The sequence below is a fragment of the Psychrobacter sp. JCM 18901 genome (assembly GCF_000586435.1).
Lineage (GTDB): Bacteria > Pseudomonadota > Gammaproteobacteria > Pseudomonadales > Moraxellaceae > Psychrobacter.
The window spans coordinates 1-22,752 of sequence record NZ_BAWH01000011.1 but is presented as its reverse complement, the minus strand read 5'-3'; the positions used below and the strand labels follow the sequence as shown (position 1 = coordinate 22,752).

The following is a 22,752-nucleotide window of genomic DNA, read 5'->3' as shown; positions in this document are numbered from 1 at the left end:
AAATTAAAAGGGTTAAAATAAAGAAAGATAAGTTTTAATATGTAAACTCTTTGAAATTCGTGAACTACGCATTTCCTTGCAGAATTTCCGTTTCACTACGAAGATCGTCGTATTCAAAAACACCATAACCATTGTCCTGACTTTTGAAAACAACTTTGCCTTCTTCTAACCAGTTCCGTACATTTTTAGCATCATCAATAATCTCGGGATACAACTTATCTAAGATAGTATCTATATTATGGTTAGATTCCGAAGTTTCGTAGTCTACTAGGCAGAACCCGTATATAATTCCTAGCTTGCCGAGAAAACCATAACCCTTACAATATAACTCATACATCACCCAAATCGCATTACTACAATTTCCATCTCTATCAATAATTGAGTTTAAATACCCTTTTATGCGATCAGCTTCAAATTTATAAAAATGGACGTATTGCGCAAAACTATCATAAAAACGGTAATAAAAATTATCTTCAGAACTATAATTAAATGAAATCAGTTCAAGATACAAATCAGGGTTGCTAGACTCTAATACATCATCTTCATATAACCATTGCTCAAATGATTGTACGCTCATTTTTTTATTAACACTTGATGAATATTTTGTTCAACTATAGACGGAATCATATGAACACCTTGTTCGCTCCCAAAGTAAATCCTATTTAAACGCCACAATAGAGACAAAATTCAAAAACTGAAACCACGTCAGATGACGCGCAAAACCAACCTGATCTAATCGTGCATGATGCTCATCTAACGTGTCAGTAATGAGGACATTTTCTAACGCATTACGCTTGCCACTGATTTCCATCTCGGTATAACCATTGGCACGTTTGAAGTCGTAATAACGCTCCACCAACCACGCATCATATTGCTCATCAAACGCATGGGTTTTTTTCAGTCAGTACCAATATGCCGCCTTCACTTAATGCCGCATAAATCTTCTCTAATACCGCGACTCTATCAGCAGCTGGCAAAAATTGTAACGTCAAGTTCAAAATCACCATATCGCACGGCTCAAGCTCAATATCGCGGATATCTGCTGTGATCACTTCGATGTCATGCTTAGGATAATTCTCACTCAGTAGCGTGGTCGCCTCGGTCGTCATCGCGGGCGAAATATCAATTGCTTTAATCTGTAAGTCTTGTGGGTCGAACTCACCCGCTAGCGTCATACTGGCGGCACCCAATGAACAGCCCAAGTCATAAACACGACTAACGCGTTGACCACTATCGCTCTGCTGGCGATACTTACAATGACGACGGGCAAATATGGGTAGCATCGCTAGTACCTGTCCATAACCGGGTACACTGCGGCGAATCATGTCAGGAAAACAAGCCACCACTTGCTCATCAAATGAAAAGCGTGCGGCCTTATCCAGTGGCGTGGTAAACGGTTTATCAAATAAGGTGTCATGTTTGATAGCAGGCTGGGATTGGCTCATGGGACGACTCGTTTTTAGAATAGAACTGAAATTAAGAATTACTTGGTGAATTTTGCTTGGTAGTTTTTGCTTGTCATTATCAGTTGATAAAGAAGTAAGATAGCAAAAGCCCATTATAACATTACTGTTTGTTACTTATCGCCTTTGGCTTGCCTGCTAAGCTGAATAAATAGTGCCAAGGGTAATGAGACGTTTGAAAGAAGCATTGAAAAACGAGAGCATCACTACCAAATATAGCGCTTGACCCATATTTATAATAATAGGAAAAAAAATTATGCAAACGATCGTATTAGGTGGCGGCTGCTTCTGGTGCACCGAGTCTGTATTTTTATCGGTAAAAGGTGTGCAATCTGTCGTCTCAGGCTACATGGGCGGCGATGCTGTCTCTGCCAATTATGAAGCTGTCTGTAGTGGTACAACTGGCCATGTCGAAGTCATCAAAGTCGAATTTGATGAGTCTATCGTTCCGTTAGAGGTAATACTCGATGTCTTCTTTGCCACGCATGATCCCACTACGATGGACCGTCAAGGCAATGACGTCGGTAGTCAGTATCGCAGCGTGGTCTTTTACACCGAAGACAGTCAAAAACCGACCGTTGACCGTACTATTAACAAATTACGTGATATGGATGTCAACGTGGTGACGGAAGTACATCCTGCCGTTGAATTCTATCAAGCAGAAGACTCACATCAAGATTTCTTCAACAGAAACCCAGGACAGGCTTACTGCAACTTTGCAATACCACCAAAGCTCGCTAAACTGCGCAAAGAATTTAGCAAATATATGGTTAGCTGAATTGAATAAGACATTGTTTATTCAAAATTGTTCTTAGCCTAATGTTAGATACCAGCCAAACACCTATACTATAGGTGTTTGGCTTTTTACTATTTATACCTTTGACATGACCAATCAATATTACTAATGCTAAATCTATATATAAAAACTTGCAGATAGAGGATCACAGCATGAACCCTGAATTTTGGCAAAAAACGTTGGCAAGAAGGTCGCATTGGATTCAATCAATCTACGGTCAATCCATTGCTGACTGAGTACTTTAATCGCCTCAATCTAACTGCGGGTAGCCGAATTTTTGTTCCGCTTTGTGGCAAATCTATCGATATGGTTTGGCTAGCGACGCAAGGCTATGACGTGGTGGGCGTTGAGTTGGTCGAAACAGCCGTACAAGAGTTTTTTTGCTGAGCAAAACATCGAACCTACCGTCTATCAACAGGCAGACAATCCAGCGATTAGATACTATCAAGGCCAGTTGTCGGGACAGACCATCACTTTATGGGTCGCTGATATTTTTGCACTGACTTTTGAAGATGTTGGCTCTATTGATGCAGTATATGATAAAGCGGCATTAATCGCCCTGCCAGCCGATATGCGTGTGAGATATAGTGAGCAAGTGCGGAAACTTAGTAGCGATACCAGTAAAGCTGATGGTGCTAACAATGAAATAACACCGCAGCTTTTACTCACGCTAAATTACGATCAGCGTAAAAAGAATGGACCACCCTTCTCTATTAATGCCAACCAACTAGAGCAGTATTATAGCGCTCACTATCAAATCTGTGAGCTAGCGAATAAGCCTTCCTCTATAGGCTCTGCACCTGATATCACCGTCACAGAACATGTTTGGCTATTGAGCAATAAATAAAAACTCATGTAACCTTCAATAAGCTGCTAAATCGCAACGGAGAAATTGAATGAAAATGATAGTCGGTCTAATGAGTGTAATTGCTATTTTGCTAGTCGCTCTGGCAGGCCCATTGTATAAGTTTGGCGTTGTAGAATTAGGCACTGCATTTACGGGGTTTAAATTTGGGTTATTTGCTGGTATCGCAGCATTGGTATTGTTGGCTATACAGCTATTATTTAAACGCAATACAGCCAGTATTGGGAGCGCATTAGCCTCAGCCGTACTTGCTGTCGCTGCAATTGCTGTCCCGCTCGGCATGATGAATACGGCCAAAAATGTACCGCCTATTCACGATATTTCTACCGATTTAGTGAATCCGCCTGAGTTTGTCGCGATTGCACCACTACGTGCAGATGCACCGAATCCCGTAGAGTACACAGGCGCAGAAGTAGCTGAACAACAACGTACTGCCTACCCTGATTTGCAGACATTGACCTACGCTCAATCGAAGTCTGAAGTGGTTGAAGCAGCCAAACAAGCCATAGAAAATTTAGGATGGGAGCTTGTAAATACTGATGTGGATAAAGGCATCATCGAAGCAACAGAGACGACTGTTTGGTTTGGCTTTAAAGATGATGTGATCATTCGTGTGATTGATAACGATAGCGAGCGCTGGGTTGATATCCGCAGTAAGTCACGAGTTGGACAGAGCGATTTGGGCAAAAATGCCGCGCGTATTCATAGCTTTATAGAAGAGCTAGATAGTGTGCTAGCCAAATAAACAGGTTCCACCTCCTAAAGATAGTCCTCGAGTTGAAATACTGTCTGACGCTTTGCACTTTCAGCTTTATGAAATCCTCTTCTAATCTCACGGCAGCGTCAATTTATCGTAACCATTTATAACCTTGGTACTTCGACAGCTTTTCTTTACTGTTTAGATTGGTTACTCTACGTTAATATCATTTTTTGCCTTTCGATAACTATTTTAACGTTTATAGGATATTTTCATGCGTTTGACTCCTTTTTCTACTTTGTCGCTGCTTAGTGTTGCTGTCGGCATCAGCCTTGCTACCACTGCTCAAGCCGCGCAGCCGCCAGCACCTGATTTATCCAATAGTGAGTTTCAGCAGTGCTTGGACAATCTAAAAAATTCTAGCAAGTTTAGCGGTGTTGATGGCTATACCTTTAATAACTATCGCCCAAGCCAGCCTGATCCTAGTGTCATTCAGTCACTGAATTATCAACCAGAGTTTCAAAAAGACGTCTGGGACTATTTATCAGCATTGGTAGACAAAGAACGTGTCGAGGACGGTATCCGAGCCAAGCGTCAATGGGCTCTACACTACGTCAAATCGAATCGCGTTATGGCGTAAAAGCTGAGCACGTGCTCGGTGTTTGGGGCGTAGAATCTAACTTTGGTCAAACACTAGGTAAAAAAACCATTATTTGAGTCTTTAGCGACCTTATCTTGTTTTGACCGTCGTCAGAGCTACTTTCAAGGTGAGTACGCCAATGCGCTAAAAATCGTGCAAAACGGTGATATCGCACCAAATGATATGACAGGATCATGGGCAGGCGCTTTTGGACAGACACAGTTTATGCCGAGTACTTTCTTAGAATTGGCAGTAGATTTCGATGGTGATGGACGTCGTGATTTGGTCAATAGCGTACCTGATGCACTCGCTTCTACCGCAAACTTCTTGGACAATCGCGGCTATCGTACTGGTGAGCCTTGGGGCTATGAAGTCAAACTACCTGATGGATTTTGGGCCGCTTCGAATCGTAAAGACAAAAAGTCAATAAGCCACTGGCGCGACCAAGGTCTGACATTGGCTAATGGCAGTCCGTTACCGTATGACTTGAGCAGTGCAGGCTTATTATTACCCGCTGGTATGGAAGGCCCTGCTTTCTTGGTGGGTAAAAACTTCGATACTTTCTACTCTTATAACGCCTCAGAAAACTACGCACTGGCTATCGCACACTTATCAGATCTAATCACTCGCGAAGACAGCAGCAAAACAGACTTTATCACTGCGTGGCCGACAGACGATCCTGGTATCAGCCGCCAGCAGGCCAAAGACATTCAGCAAGCGTTGTTAAACGCAGGTTATGATATCGGCGGTGTAGATGGCATCATCGGAGACAATACTCGTACTGCTATCCAGCAATACCAGACTAGTCGCGGTATTTTCCCAGCTGACGGACGCGCAGGTCAAAAATTCTATCGCGCCATCGTTGGTAATGCAGCACCGAGTCAAACTCAATACGGCCAGCCTGCAAACAGCCAACCCCTGAATCCTGCACCCGCCGATCGCATGGGGCAATTAATTCAGCAGCAAACGACTGCTCCTAATAGCTATTCATCTCAGCCATCAGTGAGCTCCTCAACTTCTGGCAATACACGTTATCGCCGCGTTACTGATGTCGATGGCACTATCAAGCTTGTTCGTATAGACCAAGGTTCATAGTAGTAAGATAAGTGATGCTATTTAAATGCATCAAAAAAGCCACGCTAACGATAGCGTGGCTTTTTTTATTTATAGATAGTGATTAGGGCGTGTCTTCAATTCACCCGATAGTCATCTAAATGGGCTAAAAATGGCTAAATCTTGCCAAACATCGTCAAATAGCTGGTTAATATCCCGATATTATCTGCGCTATTTTTCTTGTTTGACGGCAATTTATCTCATTTTTACCACCATTTTTGAAATGAAGACACGCCTAATAGAACTTATCTAATTGACTCAAAATACCTGTCTAGACAATAGGTGGCGGCTTAGGCTGACCATTGTCGCCATTCCAATTTTCACGAGCTTTGTCGTCTAAATCGGCTGCCGTTTTTGGCTCCCACTTACCGTTCTCTTTCCAAGTCGCATCGCCCCAATCTTCATCTTCGGCTTTACTGTCTAAATCTTTGTAGGCCTTGCTAGGATCTATACCGCGACGTTTCATATCTGCTACTTGCTCTTCTAACGTATGAAACTGATCAGCATCATGCATAGACTTTTCTAGACCATCAATCTCTTTTTTTTAACTCGTCATTTTTAGCATTGCTCATCGTACGCTCTCCCTAATTATTAATATTATACTTATCATTCTCAAACAGCTAACGTTGTTAGCATAGCTAACTGACTGACTGACTGACTGACTGACTGACTGACTGACTGACTGACTGACTTCATTATTACGGGTCTGAGGAATATTCACAAGCATTGCACGTATGCTTTGTATTACAAAACGTAGTCGTGATGCCAAAATGGACGTTTTAGATGGCTATTATTGAGTACGCTAGCAAATAATTACTCGTCTTGTTTATTTGTACTTGAGGTATGATTTTGCAGTAGGTTTTTTGCGTAGAAGGTAAGCTTCCAAAGCTCTTGTGATACACGCGTACCATAAGTCATCAGTTGTATCCAATTTGCACCGACTAGCTGACGTTGCAAATTATTGATATCAGCTTGAGAGATTTGGCAGCGTGAGACAGCATGAACGTTTGGCATCTCTTTTTTGATGTCTACTTCCGCTTTAGCGGTAATCAAACGATTGATGGCATTTTGCAAGCCATAGCTCGAAAAAGTAGACGGTATTCTCATGAGTGTCATGAGTATCTCGTGCCACGAGAGGGTTAGTGATCGGGTCACGTCCGTTAGATTACCGCCCTCATAAGCCTGAGCACTATATTGAATCTCAAAAAAATCCGTTAACTCAATTGGCTCACTAACCTTGTCCGCTATAAAGTCTTCGTCATCAGGACTGTTTTTCTCTACCTCGGTAGTACTAGGCAATATATCGACTGGCTTCTCATACACGACCTTTTTACTAGTCGTACTCTCTTCGTCATTCGCTCTGACCCAGCCACCTACCATTTTATTATTGGCGACTGCATTATAATGAGCCTGTACTAGTAATGGCTCGATATCTTCTTCCGTATCATAGTAATGTAGCTGATTATCTTGCCTGGTGACTAATTTAATGAACTCTTGGAGTTGTCGACTGATAACAGCGTCTGGAGAGTGGTTTTTAACCAGAACAATTAGCGGCTTAAGCTTCGCTTTAGCATTTAGATAACTCAAATGCATCTGGCTAACACCGTTTTTCTGTACAGTTCCGTAGCTGTCGCCAACGATCATAACTGCGTAATCACAAGAGTCAATACATTGGCGCCCATAAAAAGAGGCTTTAGATAATTTACTAGAAACATCGTAGGTCAGAAATGCGCGTGCCTGAAAAAAATATCGCTAAGCTGTCTAGAACCAACAACTGGTCATTGTCAGCGCATATAATATGAATATGATAGCGACGATTCGGCACAATTACCTCTAAGCGTAGGTCGTGACATAAAAAGGATAGGATGTAAAATAGAACACAAAAATCTTGTCTTGCTCAGCCTAGCATACTCTTAGCTTGAAAAGATGCACTCAATTTATTTTAACTGAGTCAGCGTTGCATACAGTGTATTGATATCACTAGCTTTGATAATAACTAGTAAGAGTAGTATTGCAATGCCATTTCTGTACCGAGTAAGCGCTCAACTAAAGCGCATAGTCTATCACTATATTTAGTGGCGTGAAAAGTTAATGGCGGCCTAGTAATGGTATTTTTATTACTGGTTTTTTGTGACAGATTTTCTCGTTTTTCACTCATCAATGATGCAGACAAGTTGTTTGCAATCAATAGCTGTTTAACCCGTTCAGCAATCGCTTGACCAGAATCAATGACTTGTATTGATAACTGCTGCTGTGTAATCTCATCTAACAAGAATGTCTTAAAAAAATGGATAATGCGTACACCCCAGCACTAACTGATCGACACCTTCATTAGCAAATATTCGTACCTGTTGACGTAATCTTTCGGCTGTCTCGTCTTGTTCTGACATACCTGCTTCTACCCAAGGTACCAGTTGCGATCAAAATACTTAGTGACTACTGTATTATTAGGTTTAGCAAAATTGACAATAACATCATTTAATAAGGTGCCATTCAAAGTCGCTTTGGTTGCTAGCACCGCTACATGACCACTTTTACTCGCCAATACCGCAGGCTTCAATGCAGGAACAAGACCCACAATAGGTATATGTGGATAGCAGCGTCGGGCAGTATCTAGCGCATATGCTGAGGCGCTGTTACAAGCAATAACTATTAGCTTACAGCCTTGCTTATGTAACCACTCTACCGCCTTTAGCGTTAGCGTTTCAATATCTCCGCTATCACGATTGCCATAAGGTACATTTAGCGTATCGGCGTAATATACATAACGCTCAGTAGGCAGCTGCTGTGCTAAATGCAAATAAACAGACAAACCGCCAACACCAGAGTCAAACACGCCAATGGGCGCGCTACGTTTTTTTTATCGCTTACAACTGTGTTACTAGCATGTTTATTGACATCTACTAGATCAATAGCTTTGGGACTTTGGTCAACAGATATATCGACACACGGTCTGAGCTTTCCGACTGTCTGGTTTTTGATATCCATCTTTATGCTAATGCCATTATCATATTATTCATCAATCTCATTACCCAGTTAAATGCGCTATATGTATATTGCGTGTGTGGCGTTACTCTACGTCAGCTATCTATCAACTACCTTTATACGATAGGAATTTTTCAGACCAATAGAATCAGGCGACATTATAAAATTATAGCACTCATCGGCATACAGCAATTAAGAGATAAACATAATACCTAATCAGTAGGCATCGATAATGAATAAGACTGGCCACCACTCTGTAGCGTCAATATCGTCTTGCCATTTTCTTCTGATAACGCTCCAATTTCAGTCAGGTGATAAAAAGTATTGCGACCGATAAGCGCGGTTAAGCCATTTCTAACCATCATGTAAGGGCGTACCTGTTCTGTAGACGCTAATTCCTGAGAATCTGCAACATCGTCAGCGGTACTCAATTGATTCGCTTTATCACTGTTATTAAAGTCGCTTTCACTAAAGTCACTGTTGTTAAAGTCGCTGTCATTAGAATCGCTCTTATTAGAATTATACGCCTTTAATACGATCGGATGCTCATCGTCTAAGCGAACCACATCTCCTGTCGTCGTTGTAAACTCCAACCAACTCATATCATCTTCGTGGACAATACCAACATCATTGATAAGCAGTGGTGCATCTTCTACTTGGATACGGATTTTCTGTACAGGGGTCTTGAGGAAGTACTCAGTAATGCCATTATTTTCTTCTTTCCATAGTATTGTGGCAAACAAGCTGACCAATGACTCACGGGTCATTTGCCCGCCTTCATGCCACCACTCTCCGTTTGCCTTGATAGTCAAATCCATATCAGCAATATCTTCAGGATGCCATTTTTCAAGCGGTGGTATCGCACGCCCTTCGCGAGTCCCTTTAGCAGACTTAATATACTGGCTTAGTACATCCAAATTATCTAAGTCATCTAGGCTAGAAGGCTTACTGGTTGGGGCTTTAGTCAGTTTTTCATGGCTGTCTTCAACACTATTATTATCGTTATTCATTATTAATCCCTTTATTTAGTATTCAAAGTTTGGCTTATCTATTATTACTATAAATTTTAGTTTCAGGTATGATGAAACTTTATCGTTATAACAACCTCATTTTCTTAACATTACCTTAGCATCGATACTCATAAATGCGTATCGTGTTTGTAGGACTTTTCTTTTATAATGAGTAACGATTTTTTTTATTGAAATGGTCAAGTGGGTGTTGTATTGACGACACATCTTACGTTATGTGTTGATATCCTTAGATAAATTGGTATTAACCATGACGGGTCAATTGATGCCGCAAAGACAGTTTTATCGGGCAGCCATATGTCTGAGTGACGTTAGCGCCGCAAGTCTATTATTCAGTTGTTAAGCTAATGATGCCCTGAGATAAGCCACTAAAAGTTTAGGAGTAGGTATGCAAGAGCAAGACAATCAAACGCCAGTTATCGATGGTAATACTGTGAATGCTGACGCACCAGTAGCGACAGAGACTGCAACGCTAGATAAAGCAGAACCAGTCGTAGCGCCAGTTGCCGCGGAACCTGAAGTCGAACGCGAATCAATGGAGTTCGATGTCATCATCGTTGGTGGTGGACCTGCAGGTCTGTCTGCTGCCATTCGTTTGCGCCAGCTCGCTATTGAAGCTGGTAATGATGAGTTTATGGTTTGTGTGGTCGAAAAAGGCTCTGAGTTTGGTGCCCATACGTTGTCTGGTGCAGTCATCGAGCCACGCGCTCTAAATGAGCTAATCCCTGACTGGAAAGAAAAAGGCGCACCGCTTAACGTGCCAGCGACAGAAGATCGTTTCTATTATCTAAACTCTGCCACACGCTCAACTAAAGTGCCTGACTCTTTGATTCCAGGTCCGATGCACAACGATGGCAACTATATTGTCTCGCTAGGTAATGTCGTTCGTTGGTTAGCCGTACAGGCAGAAGAGCTTGAAGTCATGATGTTCCCAGGCTTCCCTGCTGATGACATCTTATACAACGACGACGGTTCGGTCAGAGGTGTATTAACGGGTGATATGGGTGTGGCGGCCAATGGTGAAGCCAAGCCAAGTTTTGAGCCTGGTTATGAGCTCCTTGCTAAATACACTATTTTTGCTGAGGGTAGCCGTGGGCATTTAGGCAAACGCTTAATCAGCCGTTTTGATCTAGATAAAGATTCTGATCCTCAGCATTACGGTATCGGTCTAAAAGAGCTATGGGAAGTTGAGCCTGAAAAGCATGAGCAAGGTGTTGTCATGCATGGTCTTGGCTGGCCATTGACTGAAACTGGCTCTACTGGCGGCTGGTGGTTATACTTTGATGAAAACAACCAAGTAAGCTTTGGTCTTGTGGCTGATTTGTCTTACCACAACCCTTACGTGTCTCCATTCGATGAAATGCAGCGCTTGAAAACGCACCCTGTTATCAAAAACGTTCTAGAAGGCGGTAAGCGTATTTCTTACGGCGCACGTGCGTTGACCAAAGGTGGTCTAAACTCACTACCGAAGTTCACCTTCCCAGGTGGCGTATTGGTAGGTGATGATGCTGGTTTCTTAAACCCAGCAAAAATCAAAGGCACACATACCTCGATGAAGTCAGGCATGCTCGCAGCCGAAGCTATCTTTGAGGCGTTGCAAGCTGAACGTCAGCATGATGAAGTGGTTGCTTATAGCACAATGTACAAAGAGTCATGGTTGTATCAAGATAACTATGAGTCGCGCAACTTCTCACCGGCGATTCACCGTATGGGTCTGTTCATGGGCGGCGCTTTCACCTTTATCGAGCACAACTTGCTAAAAGGTAAAATGCCATTCACTTTGCATGACAATATCCCAGATTACGATCAGTTGGAGCGTGCTAATCATGCTTATCAACCAACCTATCTTAAGCCTGATGGTAAGTTGGTATTTGATAAATTGTCGTCGGTATTTATCTCTAACACCAACCATGCAGAAGATCAGCCAACGCATCTAAAACTTACTGATCCGACGGTACCTATTTCAATCAACTTACCGTTGTATGCTGAGCCTGCACGTTTATACTGCCCAGCTGGTGTGTATGAAGTGGTCAAAGACGCTGAAGGTGCTAAGTTTGTCATCAATGCGCAGAACTGCGTGCATTGTAAGACCTGTGATATCAAAGACCCTTCACAGAACATCACTTGGGTAACGCCAGAAGGTGGCGGTGGTCCTAACTACCCAAACATGTAAATCAGGATAATTCTGATTTGAGCTGGTACAGTTAATATCATTAAAACTTTACTTCAACAAAAACCGCCCTTCTCTGCATAAGAGTCGGGCGGTTTTTTTTAGTGCTGAGAACAAGCTATGTTTACCAATCAATACTGCTTAGTCTGTCCAAGCATCACGGTTGGCTTCATCTCTGAGTTTTACAAAGTTATCAGGATCAAACTTTATCTGATCGCCTGTTTTACCCTCTTTTACCTGACGCTCATAGTCACGTAGTATTCTTAGCGCTACAGGAGACAACAGCAAGATAGCCACTAAGTTGACTAAGGCCATCAGACCCATAGACAAGTCAGCGAAGTTCCATATAGCAGGTAAACTAGCAACAGAGCCGATAAATACCATACCTAACACTAGGAAGCGGAAAACCATAATCATTACTTTGGCATTTTTGGCACCAGAGATAAATTCAAGATTTGACTCACCGTAGCTGTAGTTGGCGATGATAGACGTAAATGAGAAGAAGAAAATCGCAATCGCCACAAACACAACACCTAGGTCACCAACATACTGTGATAAGGCTAGCTGAGTTAACTGAATACCTTCTTGCTCGACATTAGGATCAACCACGCCAGACAAGATAATAATCGATGCCGTCGCGGTACAAATGATAAGAGTATCCATGAATACACCTAGCATCTGCATAAAACCTTGTACTGCTGGGTGATCAGGATGACTCTTTGCCGTTGCTGCAGCATTCGGTGCTGAACCCATACCTGCTTCGTTAGAGAACAAGCCGCGTTTGATACCATTAATCATCGCCTGTGCAATACCATAACCGATGACACCGCCTGCTGCCTGCTCAAAGCCAAATGCTGATTTTACAATCAACGCGATCGCTGCTGGGAATTGACTGAAGTTAGTCACGATAATGAATAGCGCTAGCAAGATGTACAAGATAGCCATCACTGGTACGATTTTACCCGCGATACGAGCTACTGAGCGTAAACCACCGAATACCACTGGCGCTACCAGTACTACCAATACCAAACCTGTCATCCACGTTGGCACACCAAAGGCTTCGTTGGTCGCTTGAGCGATGGTATTGATTGTACGCCATTAAATGCCAAACCAAAGGCCACTAACAAACATAATGAGAAAAACACGGCAAGCCAGCGCTTGCCTAGACCTTTTTCGATGTAATAAGCAGGGCCACCGCGGTACACATTATCGTTGTGCGGTACTTTATATGCCTGTGCTAAGGTTGACTCGATAAAGCTGGTCGACATACCGACCAGTGCCGTCATCCACATCCAGAATACAGCACCTGGTCCACCCAAATAGATGGCAATTGCCACACCTGCCAAGTTACCAGTACCAACACGCGCGGCCAGCGACGTCATCAATGCTTCAAATGAGCTAATACCACCATCTTTGCGTCCTTGGTTGGACACGCGTAGCAACTTCCACATATGACCAAAATGACGAAACTGAATAAAACGTGTCACGACGGTGAAGTAAAGACCCGCACCAATTAGTAAGAACATCAGTAATCCATACCAAGGGTTACTAGCAATCAGCCAATCGTTGTTACCCCAGATAATACCGACACCATAATTTACGATGTTATTAAACCAACCTACTATCTTCGTTCATATGGCTCCTTATTCATTCTTTATACGCGTTACTTAAATTTCATATCGATATCATATTTTGATTGCCATGGACTATATAAGCCTCTGTGCAAAATACCTGATACCAAAAAGACACGTGCATGATATAGATATTGAGCGACATGCGACCATCACGTTTACTTATCGACTTTATATAGTTATTTTTAAAATAAATAATGCTTATGTTTCATCTTATATAGAATAGATTAAGTGATAATTTAATCGTATAAATTACTCGGTTGCCGTAACGTTAGGTTCTTTAATAAATATTTAGCAAACTAATTTTTAGTAATTTACTTATTATTTATGCGTAGTAGTTTGCAATTATCTTTATTAAACCGTGCTAATATAAATTCTATATCCGTTTATACTGTTTTATGGTTATCGAAGCTATTAATCAGTACAAGAAGCACAACAGGTTAGCGTGTTAAAAAGATTAAACTCTTGTCAGGAAGACGAGATTGTTAAAAAGACACTGGATAGTCCACCCTTCTGTCTTCCTCAAGAAACGTTATTTTTGCCATTCGATGGTTTAGGTCAATACGATGCTTAAATAGTTAACTACTTTTATTTGAAGTAGAGAATTACCGAGCATTAAACGTACTATCACGCATCATCGTTTTCACTATATAAAGCAGTACCTGACTATTTTTTATACTTTTCGTGGTAAGAAATAATCGCAGTTCTTTTTATATGGTTGATATTTTTTAGGTAAGACAAAAGGAGTTGTCCTATGGAAAACCACAACGATCCATCTGGATATTGGCGCGCAATATTCGTCTCATTCTCGGCAGCTTGGTTGTTTGGGCGCTATGCTCATATGGCTTTGGTATCTTGTTTCGTCCATTGTTAGCTGGTATCAAAATCGGTGGTACTGATCTGGGCTTTTGGTTTGCTCAGCAAGGATCCATTGGTATATTTATCATCCTAATTTTCTTTTACGCTTGGCGTATGAATAAGTTAGACAAACAATATGGCGTAGACGAGGAATAGCCCCATGAGTCAATTTGTAATTAATCTTATTTTTGTGGGTCTATCCTTCGCTCTCTATTTCGGTATCGCGATTTGGGCTCGTGCTGGTTCAACCAGTGAATTTTATGTTGCTGGTGGTGGTGTCCATCCGGTCGTTAACGGTATGGCAACAGCTGCTGACTGGATGAGTGCGGCGTCATTTATCTCAATGGCAGGTCTTATTGCTGCTAGTGGTTATGGCGCTTCTACCTATTTGATGGGTTGGACTGGCGGTTACGTTCTGCTAGCGATGCTTTTAGCGCCTTATTTACGTAAGTTCGGTAAGTTCACGGTTCCTGATTTTATCGGCGATCGTTTTTACTCAAAAACGGCTGCTATGATTGCTGTGGTCTGTTTGATTACCGCATCGACCACTTACGTTATCGGTCAGATGACCGGTGCTGGTGTTGCATTCTCGCGCTTCTTAGAAGTTGAGAGTAGTACTGGTCTTATCATTGCGGCTATTGTTGTCTTCTTCTATGCCGTACTTGGTGGTATGAAAGGGATTACCTATACGCAGGTTGCACAGTATGTGGTTCTGATGATTGCCTATACTATTCCTGCTGTCTTTATTTCACTTGAGTTGACCGGTAACCCGATTCCAGGCCTTGGTTTGTTTTCAAACCATGTCGAGTCAGGTGTCCCTATTTTGACTAAGCTTAACCAAGTTGTGACTGACTTAGGATTTGCCTCTTATACGGCTGATGTTCCTAACAAGCTAAACATGGTGCTATTTACCTTGACGCTAATGATCGGTACAGCAGGTCTACCACACGTTATCATTCGTTTTTTTCACTGTACCTAAAGTGGCTGATGCACGTTGGACAGCAGGTTGGACACTGGTATTTATCTCGCTACTATACTTTACTGCTCCAGCAGTAGGTGCTATGGCTCGTCTAAACCTAATTGACACCGTTTACCCACAAGGGGTTGCAGAAGCGCCTCTAGAATATGATCAACGTCCAGACTGGATGATGACATGGGAAGAAACAGGTCTTATCAAGTATAACGATCTAAACAATGATGGTCGTATTCAGTTGTACAGTGATAGTGGGTTAGGTGCTGCTCAGATCGCCCTCAATACTGCTCAAACTGACGGTGGCGATGTTGCTGCAGCAACTGCAGCGGTAGAAACCGCTCGTATTGCACATGATGCAGAGCTTGATGGTCGTTTTGCTAACGCTGGATGGGCAGGTAACGAGCTTGATGTTAACGCTGATATCTTAGTTCTAGCGAATCCAGAAATTGCACAGCTTCCACCATGGGTTATTGGTCTGATTGCTGCAGGTGGTTTGGCAGCAGCACTATCAACCGCTGCAGGCCTACTGCTCGCAATTTCATCAGCCATCAGTCATGACTTGATCAAACGTAACTTAAACCCAAATATCACTGATAAACAAGAGCTAAAATATGCTCGTATCACTATGGGTGTGGCGATTGTAGTAGCAACTTACTTAGGTATGAATCCGCCAGGGTTTGCCGCACAGGTCGTAGCACTGGCCTTCGGTATTGCTGCCTCTTCATTGTTCCCTGTGTTAATGATGGGTATTTTCTCTAAACGCATCAACAATCTTGGCGCTATTGCAGGTATGTTGACTGGTTTAATAGTCGTTCTTGTCTATATCTTTATGTTCAAAGGTTGGTTCTTCATCAGTGGTACAGCGAACTTCCCTGATACTGAAGAGTACTGGTTATTTGGTATCTCACCACTATCATTTGGTGCAGTTGGTGCATTGCTTAACTTCATCGTAGCATTCGCTGTATCTTATGCTACTGCGCCACCACCAGCACATATTCAAGAGCTAGTTGAGAGCGTACGTTCTCCACGTGGCGCTGGCGGTGCGGTCGACCACTAAGCTCACAACTGAGGATATATCTTCTGTTACTATATATCACTCACAGGCAGTAGCTGCTTGTGGGTGATTTTTTTATCCTATAGCTATAATAACTAAATTTTAGATTTTTACTTTATCTAAGAGGTTCAATTAGACACATCTAACGCATTAAGGAATATTTTATGCTTTTTGAGTTTATCGCTACCATCGCTGCCGCATTTGGTATGGCTGGACTAGCACTTATCATAACTCACCTCAGCAAACTGGCAGGCAAACGTGCACCTAAATGGCTGATTCCCTTATTTGCTGCTATTGGGATGTTTGCATTTCAGATAAACCAGGAATACAGCTGGTATGGTCAACAAGTGCGAGATCTGCCAGAAGGCGTAGAAGTTGTCAAAACAGCAGAAAGCACGGAATGGTTTCGCCCATGGTCTTATGTTAAACCACAAGTCTTGCGCTTTATTGCGGCAGATACGGGCAATGCTAGCATGCATGCTGACAATCCAGATATGCATTTAGTTAATTTGTATTTGTTTGAAAGACGCAGAAGCGTGCAGAAGATTTTACAGGTAATAGATTGCACTACACCTGCCCGAGCAGACTACGTGATACCAGAAAAAGGTAGCACGCTGACGGTGGATGAACATGTTAAACAGACCACTGCATGGCGAGAGCTAACTACAGATGACCCTTTATTTATCAAAATCTGTACTGATGCAAGCGTCTGATCCAATAACGCTTAGTACGGTTATGATTATGCTGGTTCATTAAATACTGACATCCAGTTGCTTTTAATAGCGTTGAGAAGCGGCTGAATAAGTATGCTTTGAATTAGCTCCTAGGAGTAGCCCAGCGCACAAGCCACCAAAATGTGCCGCAAATGAGATACCTTGTTGCGGCATCAATCCTTGCTTAATGGTCAGCCAATAGCCAGTTCCCATAACAATACAAGCAAGCAGATAACCCCAACGCCGCGCAAATATAGCCCCGCCTATCATATAACCTAACATTGCAAAACAAAGCCCTGATGCGCCGATATGGATGGAAGATGGCGACCCGATAACCCAAGTAACCAGTCCTGAGGCGACCACCAGTTTAATTACCGTGCGATAAGCATTCTTCTCAAACAGTCCAAACAAAAACAAAATCTGTAATAGCGTCACTGTATTGCCAGTCAAATGCGACAAATTGCCATGCATGGTCCACGAAGCAAATACCCCTATCATACTACCCACATCTAAAGCACGCGGCACGATACCAAAGATATTCCACATACCAAATAAGGCCACTTCATTTAGAAAAAACATGCCCCACATCGGTATAAGCACAAAAGCATACAGTCCAATGACCTGCTTTATCCGTACGAAAATCAAGTTAAGCAACTGCTGCCAATTCATATACCATCCTATTATTATTGCCTAGATTTTTTTATACCTACTTAATGGTTTACAGCAAATAGTGGGTGCACAGCAGGTTTGAATGATAACAATGATGCATCCTCATCAGCAGTGAGATAGTTGTCACCATGCAATAATGACGTCGAATGATACGGAACCAAGGCCGTAGGAATAAAGCGACGTGCCGCATCGATATGCTTGATTGAATCATCAAAGAAGATATGCGGCGCAAATGTTCTGAGTACCGCTGTTTTCTCTAGTCCTCCCAAAAAAACGCCATATCAACATTAACGCCCCACTCTCGTAGTGTCTTAATAGCACGCAAGTCAGCTGGTGCATTGCGCGCGGTCACCAGCGCAATTTTTATTGGTGAGTATTTTAGACCAGCAGGTAGGCGCTCCTGCAGATTTGATAATTTAATCAACAATTCAGCATAAGGGCCTTTTTCAATCGGCAAATCACGCATTTGTACTTCACGATCATGAAAGGCTCGTAGCCCTTTTTGTTTGTATAGCAGTTCACCGGAATCATCAAAAAGCACCGCATCCCCATCAAAGGCAATACGCAGCTGCTCAGTATCTAACTCATAAGTATTCACAGGCGTAGCGTCTAGTATGGCACAGGCGCAGATATTGGCATCCGCAACTTGCTGGGCATCCTCGCGATTGGTGGTCAAGAACAGATCAACGTTGAAGTCTTTGATATAAGGCGCAACAGGGCTACCTGAAACAAAAGCAGAACGGGAGATATTAATACCATGTTCTAAAATTGCATTAAGTACCTGAATACCAGTGTCTGGACTACTTTTTGAGACGATAACGACTTCGACCAATGGTGTTTCAATGTCTGAATCTTGTTCATCGCTATTATCAGAATACTTATTTAGGTTTAGTAACGCTTTAATTAGCGGATAACCTGCACCAATATTCAAGGGGTTATTTTCACGCTCGGTCATGTACTCCCTAAACTCTTTTATAGCACTTATAGGTCGTTGCTCTAGCAGCTCTAGCAAATAGTTTTCCGATTCAGTCAAATCAAAAAGTGCCGTCGCAGAAATTGCGACGATAAGCGTATTACTAAAATCGACAGCCATGACTATCTCTACTTATAAAGTTATATAGGAAAATGAATGAAAACCAGTTTACTACATTCACAGGCCTTTATAACACTAAGAAAAGTTATCACCATGCAGCGTCATGGATTGTGAGTTTGTAAAATATCCCTCTCTTAATTCTTAGTCAAAATATCAGCCAATAAAAAAGCCACACTGCTTTATTAGCAATATGGCTTCATACAATAACTTTATAAGCTATGGTTTATATTCAGCTTATCCCAACAACACCAAAGAGATGGCAGGGAACATCACCAAGATAACCAAACGAATCACATCAGAGACAATGAATGGTGCCACCCCGCGGAACATATCACTCAGCTTAATGTGCGGCGCCATCGCCTTAATCACGAAGATATTCATCCCCATCGGCGGCGTAATCAAACCAAGCTCCACCGTTAATACCGCAATGATGCCAAACCAGACCGGATCAAACCCTAACGCTAGAATGATTGGATATACCACGGGAATGGTAATTACCAGCATCGCTAAGGCATCCATGAACAGTCCTAATAGGAAATACATGAATAGAATACAGATTAGGACAATCATTGGACTGACTGCCAACCCACCAATCCAAGATGCCAAGGTATAAGACAGGCGTGAGACTGAGATAAAATACCCCAATGCCTCTGCACCCAGTAGCATAAAGAACACCACTGCAGAGAGCGCTAGTGTCTCAATCAATGACTGCTTAAGACCATCTAAGCGCATGCCTTTAGCAAAGGCATAAGCCCAAGAGACAAACGCCCCTACTGCGGCCCCTTCTGTTGGGGTAAATAACCCAAAGAAGATACCAGCAATAATCACAATAAAGATAAAGCTAAACGGTATCAGACCAGTCAGTGACAGTAGCTTGGCTTTCCACGTGGTTTTCTCACCACGTTTTGCTAGATGCGGTTTCCAGCGTACCATCACCATGACCGTGAGTGAGTACATCACCATACCGAGCATACCGGGTAAGAAACCCGCGATGAACATGTCACCAACTGACTGCTGGGTTAAAATGGCATAGACCAGTAGAGCAATACTGGGCGGAATCATAATACCAAGCGTACCGCCAGCGGCTAAGATACCGCAGGCAAAGCCTGGTTGATAGCCGTACTTCTCCATTTGCGGTAAGGCCACTTTGGTCATGGTGGAGGCAGTAGCAAGTGATGATCCTGAGATAGAGGCAAAGATACCGGACGAACCGATACCAGCAATACCAAGACTTCCCCTTACCCCACCAAATATAGTTCGGGTAGCTTCAAAGAGTTTACCTGCCATGCCAGAGTGAGTAGCAAACACGCCCATCAGAATAAACAAAGGAATGGCACTAAAGTCATACTTTGCTAAGACATCGACTGGGATGTCTTTAAGCATTTGCAGAGCACCACTAGGCGCGGTAACCGCACCAAAACCTACTAGACCCACACCTAACATGGCAAGTGCCACAGGTACGCGTAGGACAACAAGCAGGATCATGACCACTAGGCCAATCGCACCGATAATTTCTGGACTCATGCGCCTGTCTCCTCGGCGTCAAAGAATTCGCCTGTCTTAAAGATGTTGATGGATTCGATCAATGAGCGAATGGCTAGTAGGATGCTTAAGAATGCACTAACCATATAGATAGGCATCATAGATATTCGAAGATCTTGGGTGACTTTGCCAAACTCCATGGCGTCGATGGCGCTCTCATAGAGTCCCCATGCAAAGACGATGCCGATGGCAAAGAAGCCAAGCATAAAGACGCCCATCATGTAGCCTTTGATAGACTGGGGCATCTTCTGGGTAAAGACATCTACGATGATTTGTGAGCGTTCGACAAAAGCAGCAAAGGCAGCGAGTAATGCAAATAGCATGAAGTAGGAGACAATCTCTACACTGCCTTTGACGGTAAAGCCAAACTCACCGCCTGTGAGTTTGAATATGTAGCGCGCGCTGACGTCGAGCATGGTGGTTAGGACGATGATAATGAGACTGATCCCACCAATGAACTGGCATAATCTAGAGATTAAGACGCTGAGCTTGACTAAAAATGCCATGTGACACCTCCAATAGGTTAAACCTTACAGGCAGCACTGGCAGCTTTTGCTTTTTCATAGACACTATCAGCATCCAAACCCAAAGCATTAACATCCTTTAGATATTTTTGTGTTCCTCTTTCAAGTGGCCCTTTCCAGTCTGGATCATTTAATGGATCAGGAATTTCGATAATTTCATCACCTTTATCTTTAGCAGCTTGAATTGCCATTTGGTCATGTTTATCAAACACTTCACCGACCTTATTAGCTAATGCCATCCCTGAGTTTTTATCCAAAACTTGTTTTAGATCATCAGGTAAGTTGTCATATTTGTCCTTATTCATCGTGACCATAAGCGCTGAACTATAGAAAGGAATATTGGTATGATACTTGGTAATCTCATCAATTTTAAACGCTGTTACTGCCTCCCAAGGGAAACTCAAACCATCAACAACGCCGCGCTGTAACGAGGTATACATATCATTAGCAGGTAAACCTACTGGCGAGGCACCAGCGCTTTCAATAATATCACCAGCAACAGCTGAAGGACGGCGAATACGCATACCTTTCATGTCTTCAGGTGTTCGAATTAGCTTATCAGTTGTATGAAGCGCTCCAGGTCCAGCCCCGTACATAAATAATAAATGTGAGTCTTCGTATTCACCTGCTAAAGTACCGTCATCATATAAGGTCTGTAGCATACAGCCCATTTGAGTTGCTGAATTTGATAAACCTGGAAGTTCAGTAATCTGAGTCAAAGGAAAGCGACCGTTGGTATAACCATGCGCTTGTGAACCGATATCGATCGTACCTTTAGCAGCAGATTCATAAGTAACGTCTGCTTTAGCAAGACCCGCTGATGGATAAAGCTCCACTTTTAGACGACCATTAGAATCTGTTTCTATCTGTTTTGCCCAAGGCTCGAAGACTTCTTTACTGATAGATGAGGTTGCTGGCCAAAAATGTGAAAACCGTAGTACGGTAGTTTCTTGAGAAGTCGCTGATGAGCCATCAGTCGTATCAGCAGATTGGTTAGAACAGCCAAGAAGACTAATAGCGGCTAAAGCACCAATTGAAAAAAGAGGAGCTAACTTCATTATCAATTCCTTTTGATAATTATGAGAATAGGAGTAATGTGTTACGAGCAGACAATTTGATTCATCCTAGATTAAATTGTCTACAAGGTTTAGATATATTTTTTTACACACCTGTAATAAAAATACAGTTTAAAATTAGCAGCTATAATGATAGAAGTCAAATCATTTTGAGCATATTATAAAGGATATATTCATATTACAGATATATTTCTAATACTTGAATTGTCTATATAGATAGTAGTAAAAAGTAAGTAGACTAAAATAATTTCTCATAAAAAAGCTCTCAGCCTGTTATCCAGTTGAGAGCTTTTTTTGTATAAATATTTTATGAGCTTATAGAAGCTGCTCTAGGCAGTTATACAGATAATAATGATAAAGCGTTATTCTTCCATCTGCCATTTATCATCTACATATAGCATCGTTATCATCTAGATGCACATGCCATTCTGCATCAGTTACCGTAAGGCGAATCTCGGTCAGACACTGTAGCCAATGCTCTAGGGTATACATAAGATCTCCTACATCCATACTAGCAGGCAACTTCGTAGCTCCTGCTAGTATTACCTCTGACTCACTATCATCATATGCATAGAGATCGAAAGTCTCTGCATCATCTGCATGCTCGAAATTTTCATTATATTCATCGACTATTGACGCGATCTTTTCTTGCTCCTGTTGAGTCAAGAGAGTAGAACGTTCAGCAGTATAGTAGAGTGAAACGCCCATAATATGCTCCAAAATAAATGACAAATAGTAGATTCTAGAAGTGAATAAATAGTATCACATCAAACTGATTTGTAGGAAAGTTTGAATTCTTGACCTGAGCACCGCAAAAATTGCATGCCAATTTTATGCAGCGCAAGAGCAAATCCTATTCAAA

At 42.3% G+C, this 22,752-nt stretch carries 15 protein-coding genes and 7 pseudogenes; 9 read left to right on the top strand and 13 right to left on the bottom strand.

Going from position 1 to position 22,752, the window contains the following annotated elements; all coding sequences use genetic code 11:
- Nucleotides 1–64: 64 nt before the first annotated feature.
- A complete protein-coding gene (locus tag TT11_RS09335; protein WP_261870175.1) occupies nucleotides 65–577 on the bottom strand; it encodes a hypothetical protein in 513 nt (170 codons plus the stop codon).
- An 81-nt stretch (nucleotides 578–658) separates the two neighbouring features.
- Nucleotides 659–1,445, bottom strand: a pseudogene (gene cmoA, locus TT11_RS09330) (carboxy-S-adenosyl-L-methionine synthase CmoA).
- A gap of 274 nt (nucleotides 1,446–1,719) precedes the next feature.
- Between cmoA and msrA the strand changes: the two are divergent.
- The 5 genes and pseudogenes from msrA (at nucleotide 1,720) to TT11_RS09305 (ending at nucleotide 5,556) form a co-directional block, all read left to right on the top strand.
- Nucleotides 1,720–2,241, top strand: coding sequence for a peptide-methionine (S)-S-oxide reductase MsrA (gene msrA / locus TT11_RS09325; RefSeq protein WP_261870174.1), 522 nt, complete (start codon nucleotides 1,720–1,722; stop codon nucleotides 2,239–2,241).
- 243 nt (nucleotides 2,242–2,484) lie between these two features.
- A complete protein-coding gene (locus tag TT11_RS09320; protein ID WP_261870173.1) occupies nucleotides 2,485–2,646 on the top strand; it encodes a hypothetical protein in 162 nt (53 codons plus the stop codon).
- Nucleotides 2,606–3,106, top strand: coding sequence for a hypothetical protein (locus tag TT11_RS09315; protein WP_261870172.1), 501 nt, complete (start codon nucleotides 2,606–2,608; stop codon nucleotides 3,104–3,106). Before TT11_RS09320 ends, TT11_RS09315 begins: the two co-directional genes overlap by 41 nt.
- 49 nt (nucleotides 3,107–3,155) lie before the next feature.
- Complete coding sequence (locus TT11_RS09310) at nucleotides 3,156–3,869, top strand: DUF1499 domain-containing protein (protein WP_261870171.1); 714 nt, start codon at nucleotides 3,156–3,158, stop codon at nucleotides 3,867–3,869.
- A 226-nt stretch (nucleotides 3,870–4,095) separates the two neighbouring features.
- Nucleotides 4,096–5,556 (top strand): annotated as a pseudogene (locus tag TT11_RS09305) (lytic murein transglycosylase).
- Nucleotides 5,557–5,845: 289 nt separating this feature from the next.
- Here TT11_RS09305 and TT11_RS09295 read toward each other — a convergent pair.
- From TT11_RS09295 to TT11_RS09280, 4 genes and pseudogenes are all read right to left on the bottom strand, one after another.
- Nucleotides 5,846–6,088 (bottom strand): hypothetical protein, encoded by a 243-nt coding sequence (locus TT11_RS09295; RefSeq protein ID WP_261863760.1) that lies wholly within the window; start codon nucleotides 6,086–6,088, stop codon nucleotides 5,846–5,848.
- 299 nt (nucleotides 6,089–6,387) lie between these two features.
- Nucleotides 6,388–7,218, bottom strand: a complete 831-nt coding sequence (locus tag TT11_RS09290) for a DUF4062 domain-containing protein (protein WP_261870170.1) — start codon at nucleotides 7,216–7,218, stop codon at nucleotides 6,388–6,390.
- A gap of 352 nt (nucleotides 7,219–7,570) precedes the next feature.
- Nucleotides 7,571–8,416 (bottom strand): annotated as a pseudogene (murI, locus tag TT11_RS09285) (glutamate racemase).
- A gap of 355 nt (nucleotides 8,417–8,771) precedes the next feature.
- The gene (locus tag TT11_RS09280) at nucleotides 8,772–9,569 is read right to left on the bottom strand and encodes a DUF1285 domain-containing protein (protein ID WP_261870168.1); all 798 of its coding nucleotides are present in this window, start codon (nucleotides 9,567–9,569) and stop codon (nucleotides 8,772–8,774) included.
- A gap of 553 nt (nucleotides 9,570–10,122) precedes the next feature.
- Here TT11_RS09280 and TT11_RS09275 point away from each other — a divergent pair.
- Nucleotides 10,123–11,760, top strand: coding sequence for an electron transfer flavoprotein-ubiquinone oxidoreductase (locus tag TT11_RS09275; RefSeq protein ID WP_201579865.1), 1,638 nt, complete (start codon nucleotides 10,123–10,125; stop codon nucleotides 11,758–11,760).
- 138 nt (nucleotides 11,761–11,898) lie between these two features.
- Here the strand turns inward: TT11_RS09275 and TT11_RS09270 are convergent.
- Nucleotides 11,899–13,340: pseudogene (locus TT11_RS09270) on the bottom strand (alanine/glycine:cation symporter family protein).
- A gap of 802 nt (nucleotides 13,341–14,142) precedes the next feature.
- Here TT11_RS09270 and TT11_RS09265 point away from each other — a divergent pair.
- The 3 genes and pseudogenes from TT11_RS09265 (at nucleotide 14,143) to TT11_RS09255 (ending at nucleotide 16,986) form a co-directional block, all read left to right on the top strand.
- A pseudogene (locus tag TT11_RS09265) lies at nucleotides 14,143–14,402 on the top strand (DUF4212 domain-containing protein).
- Nucleotides 14,403–14,406: 4 nt separating this feature from the next.
- A pseudogene (locus TT11_RS09260) lies at nucleotides 14,407–16,276 on the top strand (sodium:solute symporter family protein).
- 161 nt (nucleotides 16,277–16,437) lie between these two features.
- Nucleotides 16,438–16,986: a hypothetical protein gene (locus tag TT11_RS09255; protein WP_261870167.1), complete on the top strand. Its 549-nt coding sequence runs from the start codon at nucleotides 16,438–16,440 to the stop codon at nucleotides 16,984–16,986.
- Between the two features lie 63 nt (nucleotides 16,987–17,049).
- Here TT11_RS09255 and TT11_RS09250 read toward each other — a convergent pair whose 3' ends face one another.
- The 6 genes and pseudogenes from TT11_RS09250 to TT11_RS09225 all read right to left on the bottom strand — a co-directional run bounded on the left by TT11_RS09250 (nucleotide 17,050) and on the right by TT11_RS09225 (nucleotide 22,598).
- Nucleotides 17,050–17,655: a rhomboid family intramembrane serine protease gene (locus TT11_RS09250; protein WP_261870165.1), complete on the bottom strand. Its 606-nt coding sequence runs from the start codon at nucleotides 17,653–17,655 to the stop codon at nucleotides 17,050–17,052.
- A gap of 41 nt (nucleotides 17,656–17,696) precedes the next feature.
- A pseudogene (locus TT11_RS09245) lies at nucleotides 17,697–18,748 on the bottom strand (5'-nucleotidase).
- 234 nt (nucleotides 18,749–18,982) lie between these two features.
- Nucleotides 18,983–20,272, bottom strand: a complete 1,290-nt coding sequence (locus TT11_RS09240) for a TRAP transporter large permease (protein ID WP_101204395.1) — start codon at nucleotides 20,270–20,272, stop codon at nucleotides 18,983–18,985.
- Complete coding sequence (locus tag TT11_RS09235; protein ID WP_261870164.1) at nucleotides 20,269–20,796, bottom strand: TRAP transporter small permease; 528 nt, start codon at nucleotides 20,794–20,796, stop codon at nucleotides 20,269–20,271. Before TT11_RS09235 ends, TT11_RS09240 begins: the two co-directional genes overlap by 4 nt.
- Before the next feature lie 17 nt (nucleotides 20,797–20,813).
- Nucleotides 20,814–21,872 carry a TRAP transporter substrate-binding protein gene (locus tag TT11_RS09230; RefSeq protein ID WP_114701987.1) on the bottom strand — a complete coding sequence of 353 codons (1,059 nt, stop codon included), beginning with the start codon at nucleotides 21,870–21,872 and terminating at the stop codon, nucleotides 20,814–20,816.
- A gap of 402 nt (nucleotides 21,873–22,274) precedes the next feature.
- Nucleotides 22,275–22,598: a hypothetical protein gene (locus TT11_RS09225; protein WP_261870163.1), complete on the bottom strand. Its 324-nt coding sequence runs from the start codon at nucleotides 22,596–22,598 to the stop codon at nucleotides 22,275–22,277.
- Nucleotides 22,599–22,752 lie beyond the last annotated feature (154 nt).